At 67.7% G+C, this 18,158-nt stretch carries 10 protein-coding genes, 1 tRNA gene and 2 pseudogenes; 4 read left to right on the top strand and 9 right to left on the bottom strand.

Annotated elements, in window-relative coordinates; all coding sequences use genetic code 11:
* The first annotated feature begins 124 nt into the window (after nucleotides 1-124).
* Complete coding sequence (locus ACIDOCELLA78_RS000000110250) at nucleotides 125-1,663, top strand: AMP-binding protein (RefSeq protein ID WP_249676452.1); 1,539 nt, start codon at nucleotides 125-127, stop codon at nucleotides 1,661-1,663.
* A gap of 42 nt (nucleotides 1,664-1,705) precedes the next feature.
* Here the strand turns inward: ACIDOCELLA78_RS000000110250 and ACIDOCELLA78_RS000000110245 are convergent, their stop codons facing one another.
* The 8 genes and pseudogenes from ACIDOCELLA78_RS000000110245 to ACIDOCELLA78_RS000000110210 all read right to left on the bottom strand — a co-directional run bounded on the left by ACIDOCELLA78_RS000000110245 (nucleotide 1,706) and on the right by ACIDOCELLA78_RS000000110210 (nucleotide 12,851).
* Nucleotides 1,706-2,284: a YceI family protein gene (locus ACIDOCELLA78_RS000000110245; RefSeq protein ID WP_201729489.1), complete on the bottom strand. Its 579-nt coding sequence runs from the start codon at nucleotides 2,282-2,284 to the stop codon at nucleotides 1,706-1,708.
* Nucleotides 2,285-2,394: 110 nt separating this feature from the next.
* Entirely contained in the window at nucleotides 2,395-4,179 is a 1,785-nt protein-coding gene (locus ACIDOCELLA78_RS000000110240) for a glycoside hydrolase family 15 protein (protein ID WP_201729488.1), read from the bottom strand.
* Nucleotides 4,180-4,246: 67 nt separating this feature from the next.
* A complete protein-coding gene (rpiA, locus tag ACIDOCELLA78_RS000000110235) occupies nucleotides 4,247-5,515 on the bottom strand; it encodes a ribose 5-phosphate isomerase A (RefSeq protein ID WP_201729487.1) in 1,269 nt (422 codons plus the stop codon).
* Nucleotides 5,505-6,104, bottom strand: a complete 600-nt coding sequence (gene pgl / locus ACIDOCELLA78_RS000000110230) for a 6-phosphogluconolactonase (protein ID WP_249676454.1) — start codon at nucleotides 6,102-6,104, stop codon at nucleotides 5,505-5,507. Before pgl ends, rpiA begins: the two co-directional genes overlap by 11 nt.
* A gap of 151 nt (nucleotides 6,105-6,255) precedes the next feature.
* Entirely contained in the window at nucleotides 6,256-7,077 is an 822-nt protein-coding gene (locus ACIDOCELLA78_RS000000110225; RefSeq protein ID WP_201729486.1) for a Cof-type HAD-IIB family hydrolase, read from the bottom strand.
* 190 nt (nucleotides 7,078-7,267) lie between these two features.
* Nucleotides 7,268-8,677: pseudogene (gene zwf / locus ACIDOCELLA78_RS000000110220) on the bottom strand (glucose-6-phosphate dehydrogenase); the annotation flags it as partial.
* The gene (gene gnd / locus ACIDOCELLA78_RS000000110215) at nucleotides 8,674-9,678 is read right to left on the bottom strand and encodes a phosphogluconate dehydrogenase (NAD(+)-dependent, decarboxylating) (RefSeq protein ID WP_201729485.1); all 1,005 of its coding nucleotides are present in this window, start codon (nucleotides 9,676-9,678) and stop codon (nucleotides 8,674-8,676) included. The gene gnd and the pseudogene zwf, both read right to left, overlap by 4 nt.
* Before the next feature lie 341 nt (nucleotides 9,679-10,019).
* Nucleotides 10,020-12,851, bottom strand: a complete 2,832-nt coding sequence (locus tag ACIDOCELLA78_RS000000110210) for a bifunctional transaldolase/phosoglucose isomerase (RefSeq protein ID WP_201729484.1) — start codon at nucleotides 12,849-12,851, stop codon at nucleotides 10,020-10,022.
* Nucleotides 12,852-13,130: 279 nt separating this feature from the next.
* Here ACIDOCELLA78_RS000000110210 and lepA point away from each other — a divergent pair, with 279 nt between their 5' ends.
* The 3 genes from lepA to ACIDOCELLA78_RS000000110195 all read left to right on the top strand — a co-directional run bounded on the left by lepA (nucleotide 13,131) and on the right by ACIDOCELLA78_RS000000110195 (nucleotide 16,440).
* Nucleotides 13,131-14,936, top strand: a complete 1,806-nt coding sequence (gene lepA, locus ACIDOCELLA78_RS000000110205; protein ID WP_201729483.1) for a translation elongation factor 4 — start codon at nucleotides 13,131-13,133, stop codon at nucleotides 14,934-14,936.
* 5 nt (nucleotides 14,937-14,941) lie between these two features.
* Nucleotides 14,942-16,297 (top strand): DNA recombination protein RmuC, encoded by a 1,356-nt coding sequence (gene rmuC / locus ACIDOCELLA78_RS000000110200; RefSeq protein ID WP_201729482.1) that lies wholly within the window; start codon nucleotides 14,942-14,944, stop codon nucleotides 16,295-16,297.
* 53 nt (nucleotides 16,298-16,350) lie between these two features.
* Nucleotides 16,351-16,440, top strand: a tRNA-Ser gene (locus ACIDOCELLA78_RS000000110195).
* A 564-nt stretch (nucleotides 16,441-17,004) separates the two neighbouring features.
* Here ACIDOCELLA78_RS000000110195 and ACIDOCELLA78_RS000000110190 read toward each other — a convergent pair.
* Nucleotides 17,005-18,030 (bottom strand): annotated as a pseudogene (locus ACIDOCELLA78_RS000000110190) (recombinase family protein); the annotation flags it as partial.
* Nucleotides 18,031-18,158 lie beyond the last annotated feature (128 nt).

Genomic DNA, 18,158 nt, shown 5'->3' with positions numbered 1-18,158 from the left:
ATCGCGACGGCGTGCCTCACGACATCGGCGAGCAGATCGACGGCATTCCCTCGCTCAACCACATGCTGGAGGCCTGGGTGCGGGACTATGGTTCACGCCCGCCTTCGTCAGCGCCGGCTCGCCGATGACTTATGCGCAAACCCGCGAGCGCGCCGGCGCCTTCGCCGGGTTCCTGCAATCACGCGGGCTTGGAAAAGGCGACCGTGTCGCGCTGATGATGCCGAATTCGCTGCAATATCCGGTCGCGGTGTTTGGCACGCTGCTGGCCGGCGCCACCGTCGTCAACGTCAATCCGCTCTACACCGCGCGCGAGCTGAACCACCAGCTGCGCGACAGCGGCGCACGCCTGCTCGTGGTCTTCGAGAATTTCGCCGCCACCGCCGAACGCGGCATCGAGGGCACCGAGATCGAAACCGTCGTCCTCGCCGCCATGGGAGATCTGATCGGCGGACTCCACGGGATCGTGCTCGATGTTTCGCTCCGCTACCTGGCAAGGACAGTGCCTCGGCACGGGCTGCGCGGCGTGCGGTTCAACGCCGCGCTGGCGCAAGGGCGCAGGGCTGGTCTCACCGAGGTCACGACCGGGCCGGAGGACATCGCCTTCCTGCAATATACCGGCGGGACGACCGGGGTGGCCAAGGGCGCGATGCTGACGCACCGCAACATCATCGCCAATGTTCTTCAGACCTCTGCCTGGAGCGGTGGCGAGCTTGCCGGCGAGCGGCTCAACATCCTCACGTTGTTGCCGCTCTACCATGTGTTCTCGCTGACAGTGAACCTGTTCATGTTCATGGCGCTCGGCGGCCGCAACGTGCTGATCGCCAACCCACGCGACACCGGGAGGGTGCTGCGCAGCATCCGCCACGAGAAATTCGAGGTGATGGTCGGGATCAACACCCTGTTCAACAACCTGCTTAACCATGAGGGCTTCCGCCGCCTCGATGTCTCGCGGCTGCGCCTCGTCATCGCCGGCGGCGCGGCGACCCAGTCCGAAGTCGCGGCGCGCTGGCAGGCGGCGACCGGCCTGCCGGTGAGCGAGGGGTATGGGCTGACCGAGTGCTCGCCCGTGGTCTGCATGAACCCGATCGACATGCAGCATCCCGAACGGATGGGATTCAACGGCACGGTCGGCCTGCCACTGCCCTCGACCATGGTGCGGCTGCGGCGTGCCGATGGCAGCTGGGCCGGCATCGGCGAGGAGGGCGAGATCTGCGTGCGCGGCCCGCAAGTGATGCGCGGCTACTGGCAGCGCCCGGCGGAAACCGCGCTGATGATCGACGCGGCGGGCTGGCTGGCGACCGGGGATATCGGCGTGATGGATGAGCAAGGCTTCATCCGCCTCGTCGACCGGCTGAAGGAAATGATCCTGGTCTCGGGCTTCAACGTCTATCCCTCCGAGATCGAGGAGGTGGTGATGATGCATCCGGACGTGCTGGAGGCCGCCGCCATCGGCGTGGCCGACGATGCCTCCGGCGAGCGGGTGAAGATCATCGTCGTGCCGAAATCGGACCGGCTGACCGAGGCCGCGCTGCTCGAACACTGCCGGCGCAACCTCACCTCCTACAAGATGCCGAAAATCGTCGAGTTCCGGCACGAGGAACTGCCGAAATCCCCGGTCGGCAAGATCCTCCGACGCGAGCTGCGCACCCCGGCGGCACACTGACGCGCCGCTCCGTCGCGCCCCGGCCGCCCGGCTGGAATCCGATCAGCCAGCCGGGTGCGGCCTGCGGCCATCGAGCGAAATGTCGTCGATCACGGTGATGGTGCGGCCGACCAGCATATCCAGCCCGTCGATCCCCCAGTGCTCCCGGTCGAGCCGGCCGATCGAATGAAATCCGACCAGCTTGCCGCCGGAGAAACGCTTCGTCAGGGCCATGCTGAAGCGATGGGTCTGCCCGTGCATCGTCAGCCTGCCGTCGATCCGGGTGCCGCCCGCTTTGCAACGCCCGATGAAGCGGGTCTGCGGATATTGATCGGGATCGAGAAACCCGCGCGACATCACCTGCGCCCGCACCAGGGCGTTCGGCAAGGCGAGGCTGGCGGTGGCGAACGTCACGTCGATCCGGCAGGTATTCGCCGCAGGGTCGAACACGAGCGTGCCGGAGAGCTGCCGGTATGTGCCGGTGATGGTGAAGAGCAGCGCGGTCGAATGAGTCTGCGCCAGCATGTTCCCCGGCGTCAGCCGCAGCTGCTCCTCGCCTGCGCGGGCGTTGCCGCCGAGGAGCGGCACCGCTGCGAGGGTCAGGGCGGACAGCGCGGCGAGGCGGTTGGCAAGGCGTGGCATGGCAGTCTCCCGGACCGGACGACCAATCGTCGCACGCGGGGATGAACATTTGGTAATTCTGTCCCGGCGGCCGGCCGTGGTCAATGACGATGCGCCGCCGCCGTGCGGCCTTATCCCGCCACTTGTGCCGCGCCACTCAGCCGCAGCGCCGCGTTGACCAGCGCGACATGGGTGAACGCCTGCGGGAAATTGCCGATCTGCCGGCGGTTGACCGTGTCGTATTCCTCGGCGAACAACCCGACATCGTTGCGCAGGGCAACGAGTTTCTCGAACAAGGCCTCGGCCGCTTCCTGCCGGCCCATCATCGCGTAATTGTCCACCAGCCAGAAGCTGCACGCGAGGAACACGCCCTCGTTGCCCTCCAGACCATCCTTGCCGGTCTGCGTATCGTAGCGGCGGACGAAGCCGTCCTGCATCAGGGTGCGCTCGATCGCGGCGATGGTGCCGAGCATCCGCGGGTCGTCCGGCGGCAGAAACCCCACGATCGTCATCAGCAACAGGCTGGCATCGAGGGTTTTCGAGCCATAGGCCTGCACGAAGCTGTTCATCCCGCTGTCGAACCCCTTCGCACAGACCTCGTCGTGGATCTGCTGACGGACCTCGCGCCAGCGCGCCACCGGACCGTCATAGCCATATTCCTCGACCGAGCGGATCGCCCGGTCGAAGGCGACCCAGGCCATCACCTTGGAATGGACGAATTGCTGCCGCCCGCCGCGCACCTCCCAGATCCCCTCGTCCGGCTCGGCCCAGATCCGCTCGAGGGTTTCGAGCAGCACGCGGCGGATGCTCCAGCTGTTCTCATCGCGCTGCGCGCCGCCGACATGCGCCTGGTAGAGCGCGTTCATCACCTCGCCGAACACATCGAGCTGGCGCTGCCCTGCCGCTCCATTGCCGACGCGCACCGGGCGAGAGCCCTCGTAGCCGTCGAGCCAGTCGATCGTCCGCTCCTCCAGCCGCCGCTCCCCGGCGATGCCGTACATGATCTGGATGTCGTCCGCGCCGCCGGCGATCGCGCGGTCGAGCCAGCGCGACCAGGCATGCGCCTCCTCGCGATAGCCCGCATTCATCAGCGCCTGGAGCGTGAAACTCGCATCGCGCAGCCAGCAGAACCGATAATCCCAGTTACGCCCGCCGCCGAGCTGCTCGGGCAGCGAAGTCGTCGCCGCGGCGACGATGCCGCCGGTTTCCCAATGGGTCAGCGCCCGCAGCGTGATCAGCGACCGGCGGACGATTTCCGCCCACCGCCCGGCCACCGGCACCCGCCGCGCCCAGCCGCGCCAGCTCTCCGCCGCCTGTTCCACCCCCGCCGCGATATTGAACCGCCGCGGCACCCGTCGGTGCGAGGGCAGCCATTCGAGGCCGAATTCGACCGTCTCGCCGGCGGCGACGCTGAACGCCGCCTCGGTGTGCTGGTTGCGCCCGGTCATCGGCACATCGCCCCACACCGCCACCATATCCGGCCCGGCGATGGCGACCAGCCCCTCATGGCCCGGCAGCCGCTGCACCCAGGGCACGACCGCGCCGAAGCCGAAGCGGAAGACGAGATCGAGGCGCAGATCGACCCGCCCGGACAGGCCGGTGACGATGCGGGCCAGCCGCGTCGTATCGTGCGGATGCGGCACCATGCAGTCGGTGATCCTGACGGCGCCGTCATCGGTGTGAAGGTCGGTTTCCAGCACCAGCGTCTCCGGCCGGTAGCGCCGCTCCACCCGCCGCACCGGCGCGTCAGGGGCGATCCGCCAGCGGCCATTCTCGCGCGTGCCGAGCAGAGCCGCGAAACACGGATCGGAATCGAAACGTGGCAGGCAGAGGAAATCGATCGATCCGTCCTTGCCCACCAACGCCGCCGTCTGCCGGTCGCCGATGATCGCGTAATCCTCAATTCTCTGGCTCATGATAGCTCCCGTTGCCTGTGCGCCCGCCACCGCGCCGCCGCGGCCGCGGACATCCCGAAACCGGATGTCAGCCTCCCTGTCGCCGCGCGAGTTCCGCAACGACCCGCCGCACGATGGAAACGGGTGGCTCATCGATCCGCACCACGATCGCATCTTCGTCCGCCATCGGCGGTTCCAGCGTGGCGAGCTGGCTGTCGAGCAGCGAGGCCGGCATGAAATGGCCGCGCCGCGCCGCGATCCGTGCAGCCAGCAGCGCCCGCGACCCATCGAGATGGACGAGCGTGAACGGCCCCGCGCCCGCGCGCACCAGATCTCGATAACGGCGCGTCAGCAGAGAGCTGACGATCACGCCGCCCGTGGCGTTCGCCCGCCATTCGCCAAGGCGCATGGCGATGCGGTGTAGCCAGGGCATCCGGTCCTCGTCGTCGAGCGGCTGGCCCGCGTGCATCTTGGCGCGGTTCGCCGGCGGGTGCAGATCGTCGCCATCGCAAAACGGCACGCCGAGGGCATCGGCCAGAAGAAGGCCAATGGTGGATTTGCCGGATGCCGAAACCCCCATCACCGCGAGGCGCGGCGGCGCAGCCGGCTTCGGCAGTTCGAGGCAGCGCAGCATGGCGGCTACCGGCGCAAGCCCGGCGGCCGAAACCGGATCGCCGTCGAAGGCGCGGGCGGCGCCGTGCTCATCACCGATGATCGCCGCAGCACAGCCGGAGAGGAAAAACCCGGTCTCGACGATGCCGGCGATCGTGCGCAATGCGGTGTCGATCGTCTGCGGCGCGATGTCGGCCGGCAGGGTGCAATCGGCGATGTGATGGCCGCCATCGGAGACGAAGAGTCCTCCCGGTGCCGCGCGCAGCACCGGGGCAAGACCCAGCTCGGCGAGCCGCGCGCAGGTGCGCTCCGCCCCGTGCCGGACGATCTCGACCGGCAGACGCGCGCGCCCGCCGAGCCGCGAGACCAGCTTGCTCCGGTCGGCGATGACGATGAAGCGCCGCGCCGATTGCGCCACCAGTTTCTCGCGCAGCAGCGCGCCACCGGCGCCCTTGATCAGCCGCAGCGTGCCGAACTCGATTTCGTCGGCGCCATCCACCGCCAGATCGAGCACGCCATCGAGCGGGGCGAGGCGCAGGCCGAGCGCCGCCGCCTGCGCGGCCGTCCGCTCCGACGTCGCGACGCATTCGATATCGAGCGCCTCGGCGCGGACGCGCGCGGCAAGCTGGTCGATGAACTGCGCGGCCGTCGTCCCGGTGCCGAGCCCCACCCGCATGCCGGAGGCGACAAGGCCAGCCGCTTCACGCGCCGCCGCGCGCTTGCCGATTTCAGGATCAATGCCCATGCGTCGCCTCAGCCTGCCCAGCGCCCGGCGGCCGCACGATCGGCGAGCCAGACCAGCCGCCCCCCGGGTTCAGGCGGGACGCCGGAACATCGCGATCCGTGCCGCCAAGAACGCGGTCAAGCATCTCGCGCTTGCCGGCGCCGGAGACAAGAAACACCACCAGCCGCGCGCTCTCCAGGATCGGGTAGGTGAGGGTGACGCGCGGTTCCGGCCGCCCCGTCGTCACCGGCACAACCCAGCGCTGGCGTTCCCCGAGCAACTCCTCCTGCCCGGGCAGCAGGGAGGCGGTGTGGCCGTCATCGCCCATGCCGAGCAGGCACAGATCGAAGACCGGCCTCGCCGGATCGAGGCGCGCCGCGCCGTGAAGGGCGATGAGGTCCCGCTGATAGGCGGCGGCGGCCTGATCGACGGTCAGGCCCGCGAACGGCACCGGGTGCAGGCGGGGCGCTACAGGCAGATGCGCGATCAACGCCTCGCGGATCATCCGGACATTGCTCTTCTCGTCCTCCGGCGCGACGAACCGCTCGTCGCCGAGCACGAGATCGACGCGCGCCCAGTCGATCGTGTCGCGCCAGGGCGCCCCGGCCAGCCGCTCATACAGTGCCCGCGGGGTCGATCCGCCGGCAAGGCAGGCGAGGAAGCGCTCGCCGCCGCCGCGGCGGCTTCCGCGAAAAGCCGCGCCCCCTGCTCCGCGAAGGCCTCTGCATCCGGCACCACAACAAGTTCGCCACGCACGGGTTTCATCCGCGTCTCCCCTCCAGCACGAAGCGCTTCATCGCTTCGGCAAAGCCGTCCTCGTCATTCGATACAGTCACGTGATGGGCCTTGCGCCTCACATCGTGCTCCGCATTGCCCATCGCGATCGCGCAGCCGCTGCGGGCGAACATCGCAACATCGTTGGGCATGTCGCCGATGGTCGCGATCCGCGCGTGCGGAATGCCCAGATGCTCGGCCAGCGCATCGACGACCGCGCCCTTGTTCGCCCGCGTGCTGGTGATATCGAGATAATAGGGCTGCGAGCAATCTGCCGTCACGCCCTCGCCAAACGCCTTGCGCGCGGCATCGCGGCAGGATGTCATCCGCGCTTCGTCGTCGGTCACGCCGACGATCTTAACCACGCCATGCAGGGCGGCAAGGTCGAACCGCCCGACGATCTCGGGGGCGAACGCCACCGTTCGCCGCTCGCGCGCGACATGCGGCGCGGCGCCGTCGCGCACCAGCCAGCGGTCATGCGTATAGACCCAGGCATCGAGCCCGTGATCGTCGAGCAGCCCGACCGCCCGGCCGATCACCCCGTCATCGAGATCGTGCGCGGCAACGACCTGGCTGAAATCGGGCGCCATCATCACGCCGCCGTTGAAGCCGGCCAGCGGCGTGTCGATGCCGAGCGGTTTGCTCAGCATCCGCATGCCGCGCGGCGGCCGCCCGCTGGTGATCGCGAAGCGGATGCCAGCCTCCCGCAACGCGGCCACGACCTGCGTGGTTGCCGGCGTCAGCCGCTTGTCGTCGGTGACCAGCGTGCCATCGACATCGGCGATCACGAGATCGATCGCCCGGCTCACGACCCGTCCTCCGCCGGATCGAGCGCGACCGGGCGCCACCGCCGCGTCGGATCATCGTCGGACAGCAATCTTTCCGCCTCCTCCGGCCCGGCGCTGAAACTGCGGTAATTCGGAAACCCGCCGCCGGCCTGCCGCTCCAGTCATCGAGCACCTCGCCGACCACGCGCCAGGTTTCCTCGACCATGTCGGCCCGCTGAAACAGCGTCTGGTCGCCGGTCATGCAGTCATACAGCAGGGTTTCGTAGCCGACATTCGGCTCCGGATCGAACCGGTCGCGATAGCGGAACTGCATCTGCGCCGGAGCCAGTTGCATGGTCTGGCCGGGCCGCTTCACCTCGAACTCGATGGCGATGCCCTCATCGGGCTGGATGCGCAGCACCAGCCAGTTGGGCGGCAGATCGTCGATCGACGCGCCCTTGAACGGCGCCAGCGGCTGCTTGCGGAAGCGGATGGCGATTTCCGTCATCCGTTCGGAAAGATGCTTGCCGGTGCGGAGATAGAACGGCACGCCGGCCCAGCGCCAGTTGTCGATGGCCAGCCGCAGCGCGACATAGGTTTCGGTGTTCGAATCCGCCGCGACGCCGGGCTCCTCGCGATAGGCGCGCGCCCGTCGTCCGGAAACCTCGCCGGTGTCATACTGCCCGCGCACGGCGTCCTCCGGGCGCACCGTGCGGATGGCGGAGAAGAGTTCCAGCTTCTTGTCGCGGATCGCCTCGGCCCGCACGCCGACCGGCGGTTCCATCGCGACCATGGCGACGAGCTGGAACACATGGTTGGGCACCATGTCGCGAAGTGCTCCGGCCTGCTCGTAGAATTTCGCCCGTCCCTCGACGCCGACCGTCTCGGCGACGGTGATCTGGACGTGATCGATGCGGTCGCGGTTCCAGAGCGGGTCGAAGAGCCCGTTGCCGAACCGCAGCGCCATGATGTTCTGCACCGTTTCCTTGCCGAGGAAATGATCGATCCGGTAGATCTGCCGCTCCGCGACCACGTCCAGCAGCCGCCGGTTCAGCGCCTTCGCCGAGGCGAGGTCGTGGCCGAACGGTTTTTCGATCACGATCCGCCGCCAGGGGCCCTCGCCCGACTCCCCCTCGGCCAGCAGGCCGGCCTTGCCGAGATGCTCGACGATCGGCGCGAAGAACCGGTCGGCCACGGCGAGGTAGAACAGCCGGTTGCCGCCGGTGCCTTGCGATGTTTCGATCGCCTCGAGACGGGATTTCAGGGTTTCGTAGAATTCGTCCCGGGTGAAATCGCCCTGAACGTAATCGGCATGGGCCGTCAGGCGCTCCCATGCGGCATCGTCGACCCGCCCGATCTGGTCTTCGGCCTCGGGATCACCGACGAAGCTTTCCAGCATCGCGCGCAGCGAGGCGGTCCAGCCGCGAGCATCGAGATCGGCGATATCGGCGCCCAGCAGGCCGAAATGTTCGGGCACCAGCCCGGTATTGGCGAGGTTGAAAAGGGCCGGCACCAGCAGCCGCTTGGTCAGGTCGCCGGCGGCGCCGAAAATCACGACGCTGCACGGTCCGGCCGGCGCGGCCGAGACGACGCCTGCCGCCCCCGCATCGGGACGGGAGGGATGTTGCGCGAGGGGGTTCATTCGTTCCCTCCCCGCGGCGCGCCGGGCTGCCCCTGCTCGATATGGCCGCCGAATCCCTGGCGCATGGCCGAGAGGATCTTCTCGCCGAATGTATGGTCGAGCCGCGAGCGGAAGCGGGCGAAGAGGGCGGCGGTCAGCACATCCGCCGGCACCGCCTCCTCGATCGCGGCGTTGATTGTCCAGCGCCCCTCGCCGGAATCCTCGACATAGCCGCTATAGTCCGAAAGCGCCCCGTCGCGCGCCAGCGCCGCGGCCGTCAGGTCGAGCAGCCAGGATGAGATCACGCTGCCGCGCCGCCACACCTCGGCGATGTCGGCGACATCGAGATCATAGCGCTCGGCTTCGGGCAGCGCCTCGGCGTCGCGGTTGCGCAGGATCGCGAAACCTTCCGCATAGGCCTGCATCAATCCGTATTCGATGCCGTTATGCACCATCTTCACGAAATGCCCGGCGCCGTTCGGCCCGGCATGGATGTAGCCAAGCTCGGCCCGCGGATCGCGCGCGGCGCGGGCCGGCGTGCGCTCGATCCCGCCAAGCCCGGGCGCGAGCGTGCGGAACACCGGGTCGAGCCGGCGGACGATCTCGTCCTCGCCGCCGATCATCATGCAATAGCCGCGCTCCAGCCCCCACACGCCGCCCGAGGTGCCGACATCGACGAAGTGGATGCCGTTGCGCCCCAGCCGCGCGGCATGTGCGATGTCGTCGCGATAGAAGCTGTTGCCGCCATCGATGACGACGTCGTCCCGCCCGAGCATCTCGCCCAGCGCGTCGATCGTCTCGCTGGTGATCCGCCCGGCCGGCAACATCACCCAGATGGCGCGGGGCGGCTCCAACGATTTGACGAGACCGGCGAGATCGCGCGCCCCCGTCGCCCCCGCCGCCGCCAGCGTCTCGACGGCATCCGCGGATGTGTCGAACACCACGCAGTCATGGCCGCCGCGCATCAGACGGCGGGCAATGTTGCCGCCCATCCGGCCAAGGCCGATCACACCGATCTTCATGGCTCTGTCTCCGTTCCTGTTGCCGCGCCGGACCGCTGACGGTCCCGCGATGCGGGGCCGCCGGGCCAGGCGCTCGTCAAAGGTCTCCGGTCGGGCGCGGAGCTGCGCGCCCGCTAGAGCATCATCCGATCAGATGGAGTCATCTGATCGGATAAATATGCTCTATTTATCAATACCATAGAGCACTACATCCGATCCGGATGGATCGGAAAGTGCTCTAGTGTCGCGACGCTGAAACCCGATGGATTTCAGGTTCAAGGCCGACACTGGAAAACTCAGTATCCCGGCGGCCTGCCCATCCCTGAAATTCCCCCACGAATTTCAGGGACAGGACACCAGGGTCAGGCGAAGGCGTGGTCGATGGCCTTCGCCAGTTCGGCCAGACCCGCCTCCACCTCGGTGAGGTGAACGCGGATGGCCCGGCGCTCGCGTTCGACGAGGACGCCGAGATCGCCTTCCGCCTGCGCCCCCTTCACCTGGCCGAAACTGTAGCGATGGCCGGGCACGGGAAGATCCGCCGCATCGTCAGCGGTGATCTGCAGGAAGACGCCGGTATTCGGCCCACCCTTGTAGGCCTGGCCGGTGGAGTGGAGGAAGCGCGGCCCGAAGCCGACGCAGGTCGCAACCTTGCGTGCGTCGCGCAACCGCAAGCGAATGGACGCCAGCGCCGCCTCGTGCGCCCGCGTATGTTCGATATAGGCGAGCAGGCCGATATAGTCCCCGGCATGGGCGCGGTGGAAATGCTGCTTCAGCCAGGCCGCCAGCGTGTTGTGCCGGCCGAGCGCAGCTTCATTGGCCGCATCGGCATAGATGGCGATGCCGTTCGCGCGGAACACCGGCTCGGGAGATGCGACCGGCGTGCCCGCCTCGTACGCGTCGGTCAGCGCGCGGGTCTTGACCTTGCTCGCCTCGACATCCGGCTGGTCGAACGGATTGATGCCGATGATGGCGCCGGCCACCGCGGTCGCCATTTCCCAGCGGAAGAATTCCTGGCCGATCTGCGCCACGTCGTCGAGCACGATCCGCACCACCGGGTGCCCGGCCTTGGCCAGTGCGGCGAGCTTCGCATCCTGCGCCGCATCCTCCTCGCCCTTGAGGACGAGTTGGGCGAAGACGCGGTCATCGCCATAGACATCCGGCGCGCCCAGCGCCTCGCCATCGACCGGGATCAGCCCATGGCCATGCTTGCCGGTCGATTCGGCGATCAGCTGTTCGAGCCAGGCGCCGAGGCCGGCGATGCGCTTCGTGGTCACGATCGTGACCTTGTCACGGCCGAACCTCGTTGCCGCGGTGCCGAGTAGCAGCCCGAGCCGCACACCGGGATTGCGGTCCGCCGGCACGCTCGCGGCGCAGGAGGCGACCATGCGAGCCGTCCGCGCCAGCAGGTCGGACACATCGATCCCCATCGCCGCCGCCGGCACCAGGCCGAATTTCGACAGCACCGAGTAGCGCCCCCCGATCGATTTCACGCCATGGAAGAGATGCGCGAAATGCGCCTGTTTCGCGACCTGTTCGAGCGAGGAGCCCGGATCGGTGACAGCGGTGAAATGCCGCGCCCAGCCGGCCTCGCCCACCGTCTCGATCATGCGGGCGCGGAAATGCGCGAGCATGATGTTCGGCTCAAGCGTGCTGCCGGATTTCGACGAGACGATGAACATCGTCTTAGCGAGATCGAGCTTCGCCTCCAGCGCGCGGAGCTGGGCGGGGTCGGTGCTGTCGAGCATGTGAAAGCGCGGCGAGCCGGGCTGGTGGCCGAAACTGATGGCGAGCACCTCGGGGCCGAGGCTCGATCCGCCCATGCCGAGCAGTGCCACATGGGTGAAGCCGGCCTCGCGGATCGTGTTGGCGAAACGGACCAGCGTGCCGACATGCGCGTGCTCCTGCCCGACGATGCCGAGCCAGCCGAGCCAGTCGGCCTCGTCCGCACCGCTCCACACGCCGGCATCGCCCGCCCATAACCGGCGGATCGTGCCATCGTCCCGCCAGCCGGCGGCGGCCTCGTCCACCGCGCGGGCGATGTCCTCCGGTGCCTCGATGCGCGCCGCATTGACCGCGACCAGCGCCTCGCGCTTCGCCGCGACCGCGCCGAGCAGCTTGTCGAACGCCTCGGCGAACTGCCGCACGCCGTCCTCGACCAGGTCCTGGGTAACGCTCGCCAGCGAAATCCCCTGCGCCTCGATCGCGGTGAGTGCTGCGTGCGCCGCCTCGACCTCATGTTCCACCGCGTCACGCACCACCGTGCCGTGATCGCGGAACGCGTCCATCGTCGCCGGCGGCATGGTGTTCACCGTGTCGCGGCCGATCAGCCGCTCGACATAGAGCGTGTCGGGATAGGCGGGATTCTTCACGCTGGTCGAGGCCCAGAGCAGGCGCTGCACCTGCGCCCCCCTGGCCGCCAGCGCGGCCCAGGCCTCGCCGGCGAAGATCCGGCGGAAACTCTGATAGGCGACCTTCGCATTGGCGATCGCCGCCTGGCCGAGCAGCGGCTGGATCGTGCCGGCCGGCCCGCCGGCATCGATCCTGGCCTGCAACTCACGGTCGATCACGTTGTCGATCCGGCTGACGAAGAAGCTCGCCACGCTGGCCACCTTCGAGACATCGCCGCCCTTCGCCGCATAATCCTCAAGCCCGGCGATGTAGGACTGCGCCACCGCCTCATAGCGCGGCACGGCAAACAGCAGCGTGACATTGACCGACAGCCCCTCGGCGATCAGCGCGTGGATCGCGGGGATTCCGGCCGAGGTGGCCGGCACCTTGATCATGAGGTTCGGCCGGTCCACCGCCGCCCAGAGCCGCCGCGCCTCGTCGATCGTCCCCTGCGTGTCGTTGGCGAGATAGGGCGACACCTCGAGGCTGATGAACCCGTCGCGCCCGCCGGTGGCGCGGTGAACCGGCGCCAGCGCGTCCGCCGCCGCCTGGATGTCGGCGATCGCCAGATGCTCGTAGATCTCCATCGGCGTGCCGTCATGCGCGGCGACGAAGCGCTCGAATGCCGCGCCATATTCCGGCGCGTGCGCGATCGCCTTCTCGAAGATCGCCGGGTTCGACGTCACCCCCATGATCCCGTCGCGCTCGATCATGGCGGCAAGCTCGCCCCCCTCGATCAGGCCGCGCTGCACGAAATCGAGCCAGGGCGCCTGCCCGGCTTCAGCGAGTTGTTTCAGGGGGTTCATGCAGATCTCCTCAACGCAGGTCGTGATGGACGACGGTCCGGTGCCGGAGCGGGCGTATCGGCAGGACGCCGATCCTGCCCGGGACATGGGAAGGCACAGCCCCGATGTCACGTCCCGCCGCGTCACCGTTCCGTGACCGCAAGCGTGTGTGGCGCAACCGACCGCTCTTTTCAATGGCGCGACGCGACCGAGATATACGGGTGAGCGCCGGCCGGACGGGCGCTGGCGATCCCGCGCAATGAAGCTGACAGAAGCCCCGATCTCGATTAAAGAGCGCGCATGACCTCGACCCCCACCGAACTGATCCGCAACTTCTCGATCATCGCCCATATCGACCACGGCAAATCGACCCTGGCCGACCGGCTGATCCAGACCACCGGCGCGCTCTCCGCCCGCGAGATGACCGAGCAGGTGCTCGACAACATGGATATCGAGAAAGAGCGCGGGATCACCATCAAGGCGCAGACCGTGCGCCTCAACTACAAGGCGAAGGACGGCAAGACCTATGTCCTGAACCTGATGGACACGCCGGGCCATGTCGACTTCGCCTATGAGGTGAGCCGCTCGCTCGCCGCCTGCGAGGGCTCGCTGCTGGTGGTCGACGCCTCGCAGGGCGTGGAGGCGCAGACGCTGGCGAATGTGTATCAGGCGATCGACGCCAATCACGAGATCGTCCCGGTACTGAACAAGATCGACCTGCCGGCCGCCGAGCCCGAGCGGGTGAAGCAGCAGATCGAGGACGTGATCGGGCTCGACGCATCTGACGCGGTGGAAATCTCCGCCAAGACCGGCATCAATATCGAAGCGGTGCTGGAAGCGCTCGTCACCCGCCTGCCGCCGCCGAAGGGCGACGATACCGCCCCGCTCAAGGCCATGCTGGTCGATAGCTGGTATGACCCGTATCTCGGCGTGATCATTCTGGTGCGCGTGCGCGACGGGCGGCTGCGCAAGGGCCAGCGCGTGCGCATGATGTCGACCGGCGCCGTCCACACCATCGACCAGGTCGGCACCTTCTCGCCCAAGCTCACCCCGCAGGCCGATCTCGGCCCCGGCGAGATCGGCTACATCACCGCCGCCATCAAGACCGTGGCCGATTGCAACGTGGGCGACACGATCACCGACGACCGCGCCCCCGCCACCGAACCCCTGCCCGGCTTCAAGCCATCGATCCCGGTGGTCTGGTGCGGACTGTATCCGGTCGATGCCGACGATTTCGAGAAGCTGCGCGACAGCCTCGCCAAGCTGCGGCTGAACGATGCGAGCTTCCATTACGAGGCCGAGACCTCGGCGGCGCTCGGCTTCGGCTTCCGCTGCGGCTTTCTCGGCCTGCTGCATCTGGAAATCATCCAGGAGCGCCTGTCGCGCGAATTCGATCTCGACCTGATCGCGACCGCGCCCTCGGTGGTCTACCGGCTCTACAAGACGAGCGGCGAGATGATGGAGCTTCACAACCCGGCGGACATGCCGGACGGCTCGATCATCGACCATATCGAGGAGCCGTGGATCCGCGCCACCATCATGGTGCCGGACGACTATCTCGGCGCCGTGCTCACCCTCTGCAACGAGCGCCGCGGCCAGCAGGTCGACCTCACCTATGTCGGCAACCGGGCAATGGCGGTCTACCGGCTGCCGCTCAACGAGGTGGTGTTCGATTTCTACGACCGGCTGAAATCGGTCAGCCGCGGCTACGCCAGCTTCGACTACCAGATGGACGACTATGTCGAGGGGGACCTCGTGAAGATCTCCATCCTGGTCAACCAGGAGCCGGTGGATGCGCTGGCCTTCATCGCCCATCGCTCGGTCGCCGACACCCGCGGCCGCGCGATCTGCGCCAAGCTGAAGGACCTGATCCCCCGGCAGCTCTTCAAGATCGCCATCCAGGCGGCGATTGGCGGTCGGGTAATCGCCCGTGAAACGCTGGGCGCGCTGTCGAAGGACGTCACCGCCAAGTGCTATGGCGGCGACATCAGCCGCAAGCGCAAGCTGCTGGAGAAGCAGAAGGAGGGCAAGAAGCGGATGCGCCAGTTCGGCAAGGTCGAAATCCCGCAGACCGCCTTCCTCGCGGCGCTGAAGATGGACGCCTGAGCCCAGTGCTCGCCGCCGCCATCGCCGCCACCATCGCCGCCCTGGGCGCCGCGATCCTCGTCGTCCTCGCGCTCCTGCAATCCCGCCAGATCGCCGCCCTGCGCGCCGAGGTGGCCGAACAGTCCCGCGCCGGGCTGCGCGAGGCGTTCGACCGGGTGCAGGAGGGCGCGCGGGCGCAGGGCGAGCAGCTCGCGCGCCTGCACGGCGCCATGAGCGAGCTTTCCCTCCTGCTCGCCGGCAAGCTGGCCGAGGCCGAATCGGCGGCGCAGGCTGGCCGCGCCCAAGGGCTCAGCGAAACGATGGCCGCGATCGCCCGGCTGACCGAGAGCCAGACCCTGCTCGCCGACCGGATGAACCGCGATCTCGCCGGCGTTTCGCTTGCCCTGCGCGAGGGGCAGGAGGCGCTGCGCGGCCGTGTCGAGCAGAAGCTCGACGAAATCCGCACCGGCAACGAGGCCAAGCTCGACGCGATGCGCGCCGCGGTGGACGAAAAGCTGCAATCGGCGCTGGAGCAGAAGATCGGCGAGAGCTTCCAGCGCGTGGCCGAACAGTTCGCCCAGGTGCAACAGGCGATCGGCCAGGTGCAGTCGGTCGCCACCCAGGTGGGCGATCTCAAGCGGCTGTTCGCCAACGTCAAATCACGCGGCGGCTGGGGCGAGGCGCAGATCCGCCAGACGCTCGACGACACGCTGCCGCCCGGCACGTTCGAGGCCAATTTCCGCGCCGATCCGAACGGCGCCGAGGCGGTGGAATTCGCGCTCCGGATGCCGGTGCGCGAAGGGGATCAGCCGGTCTGGCTGCCGATCGACGCGAAATTCCCGACCGAGGATTACGACCGCCTGCTGCTCGCCGCCGAGGCGGGCGACCGCGATGGCGAAACCCAGGCGCTGCGGGCGCTGAGCACCCGCATCCGCGACGAGGCGAAGAAGATCGCGCAGAAATACATCCGCCCGCCGCGCACCACCGACATCGCGATTCTCTACCTGCCGAGCGAAGGCCTGTTCGCCGAGGTCGCCCGGATTCCCGGCCTGGTCGAGCAGGTGCAGCGCGAGCACCGGGTGCTGATCCAGAGCCCAAGCCTGCTGCCGGCCTTGCTGCACACGATCCGGGTCGGTCATTTCACCGTCCAGCTCGAGCGCCGCGCCGGCGAAATCGGCCGCATCCTCTCGGCGGTGAAGCTCGAATGGGGCAAACTCGGCGAAAGCATCGAAGCGCTGGCGAAGCGCGCCGAACAGCTCTCGAAAGGGATCGACAGCACCCAGGTGCGCATCCGCGCCGTCGGCCGCAAACTGCGCGACATCGACGAGCTCGACCCCACCGAAGCCCCTGCCCTGCTCGGCCTCGACACAGCAGAGGAATAACGCCACCCCCCGCTTGAGCCCGGCGCGGTTGTTGGCTATGAAGCCGTTGCGCCGGAGGGATGGCCGAGCGGTCGAAGGCGCACGCTTGGAAAGCGTGTGTGCGTGAAAACGTACCGTGGGTTCGAATCCCACTCCCTCCGCCACTTCAGTCCCTGAGTGGGCACTGAATTTACGCCATTTTTTCCGGTTAGCACCTTTAGCAGCCGGGACTTCGATCCCATGATCCGGACCTCGCCATCTGCGACTTCCACGCGCTGGGCGAGCGCACGAAGATGGTCGCGGCGATAGCCGCCACCTTCAAGGCGGATATGCCGCCGCGCGGTTTCGGCCAAGGTGCGCACCATCTGCGGGGTAATGGCCTTGCTGCCGGAGTTCTCAAGCATGGCCTGGGCGCGTTCGGCGTCGGCCTTCGCCTGGTCGCGGATGGCCTTCAGGCCGTCGATGCGGTCCTTGAGCGCCGGATCGTTCAAGTCGGCGACACCCGCCTCTATGGCGTCGTAGAGGCGCTTGAGGCGGGCTTCGGCTTCCGCCGCACGCCGGTTCAGTTCCCCAATGTGCTCACGCTGGCGCTCCGATCTCTCCTGCCGGCGGTCGAGCACGGTGGCGAGGATCGTTTCCAGCCTTTCGGGCTGGAGGAGACGGTCTTCGAGATGGCTGGCGACAAGATCGTCCAGCTTGTCCATCGGCACGGCCATACCTTCGCAGGCTGTTGGCCCCTGCCGGGCTTTCATCGAACAGGCGTAATAACGATAGCGCCCGCCCTTGCCGGTGCGGATGGTCATGGCGCCGCCGCACTTGGCGCAGTGGATCAGGCCGGTGAGCATCGTCGGGCCGCTGATGACGGCGGATGGCGTCACCGTGGGATGTCGGGCCTTGAGCAGCGCCTGCACCGCGTCGAAGGTCTCGCGGTCGATGAGCGGCGGGACGGGCACGACCACGATCTCGCTGACCGGCTTCAATTCCTTGGACTTCGACCGTTTGTTGAACTCATGCTCGCCCATATAGGTGCGGCGGGTCAGGATGCGGTGGACTTGGCCGATGCCCCAACGGCCTCCGTCGCGCGTGAAGATGCGGTTGCGGTTCAGGTGGCTGACGATGTTCTTCACGCCCATCTGGCCCTTGGCGCCGTCGCCGTGGAGCGCCAGCCGGTAGATCAGGCGCACCGTTTCGGCGTGGAGCGGGTCTATCTCCAGCTTCTTCTTGACCTTCGCGCCGCGTTGCTCGGCCGCGACGACACGGTAGCCGATGGGCGGCAGCGAGCCGTTCCAGAAGCCCTGCCGGGCGTTCTCCTTCAAGGCGCGGATGACGTGCTTCGCGTTTTCCTTCGACTGGTATTCGTCGAACAGCGCCATGATCTGGCGCATCATGACGTGCATGGGATCGTCCCCCATCTCCTGGGTGATGGAGACGAGCTTAACCCCATTCTTCGCGAGCTTCCGGACGTAGAATTCCAGCTCGAAGTGATCGCGGAAAAAGCGGCTGAACGAATGGACGATCACCACGTCGAACGGCGCGGGCTTCGACGTGCCCGCCTCGATCATCCGTTGGAACTCGGGGCGCCGATCATTGGTGGCCGACGCGCCGGGCTCCACATAGGTCTCGACGAGCTGGTAGCCGCGCGAGACGCAATAGGCTTCGCCCTGGCGCTTCTGATCGGGGATGGAGACATCATGCTCGGCCTGCCGCGCTGTCGAGACGCGCAAGTAAAGGGCGGCCCGCAGCGGCACGGTCATGGCGTATGTCTCCTTCTCACCTCATCGGCGCGGCCCGAACAACTCATCGAAGAGTTCGCCGAACCACGCCTCGAACACATCCACCTCTGCTTCCGTGACCGGGATATGCGCGGGCCAGTCGTCGGTGA

Source organism: Acidocella sp. C78, from assembly GCF_907164655.1.
The sequence above is the reverse complement of the archived record's forward strand: the minus strand, read 5'-3'. Positions and strand labels throughout refer to the sequence as shown.

What these genes read in the sequence shown, in the direction of transcription:
- ACIDOCELLA78_RS000000110250 (WP_249676452.1), top strand. Translation starts at nt 125, where the DNA reads ATGACTTATGCGCAAACCCGCGAGCGCGCCGGCGCCTTCGCCGGGTTC.
- ACIDOCELLA78_RS000000110210 (WP_201729484.1), bottom strand. Translation starts at nt 12,851, where the DNA reads ATGAACCCCCTGAAACAACTCGCTGAAGCCGGGCAGGCGCCCTGGCTC.
- ACIDOCELLA78_RS000000110240 (WP_201729488.1), bottom strand. Translation starts at nt 4,179, where the DNA reads ATGAGCCAGAGAATTGAGGATTACGCGATCATCGGCGACCGGCAGACG.
- lepA (WP_201729483.1), top strand. Translation starts at nt 13,131, where the DNA reads ATGACCTCGACCCCCACCGAACTGATCCGCAACTTCTCGATCATCGCC.
- ACIDOCELLA78_RS000000110245 (WP_201729489.1), bottom strand. Translation starts at nt 2,284, where the DNA reads ATGCCACGCCTTGCCAACCGCCTCGCCGCGCTGTCCGCCCTGACCCTC.
- gnd (WP_201729485.1), bottom strand. Translation starts at nt 9,678, where the DNA reads ATGAAGATCGGTGTGATCGGCCTTGGCCGGATGGGCGGCAACATTGCC.
- rpiA (WP_201729487.1), bottom strand. Translation starts at nt 5,515, where the DNA reads ATGGGCATTGATCCTGAAATCGGCAAGCGCGCGGCGGCGCGTGAAGCG.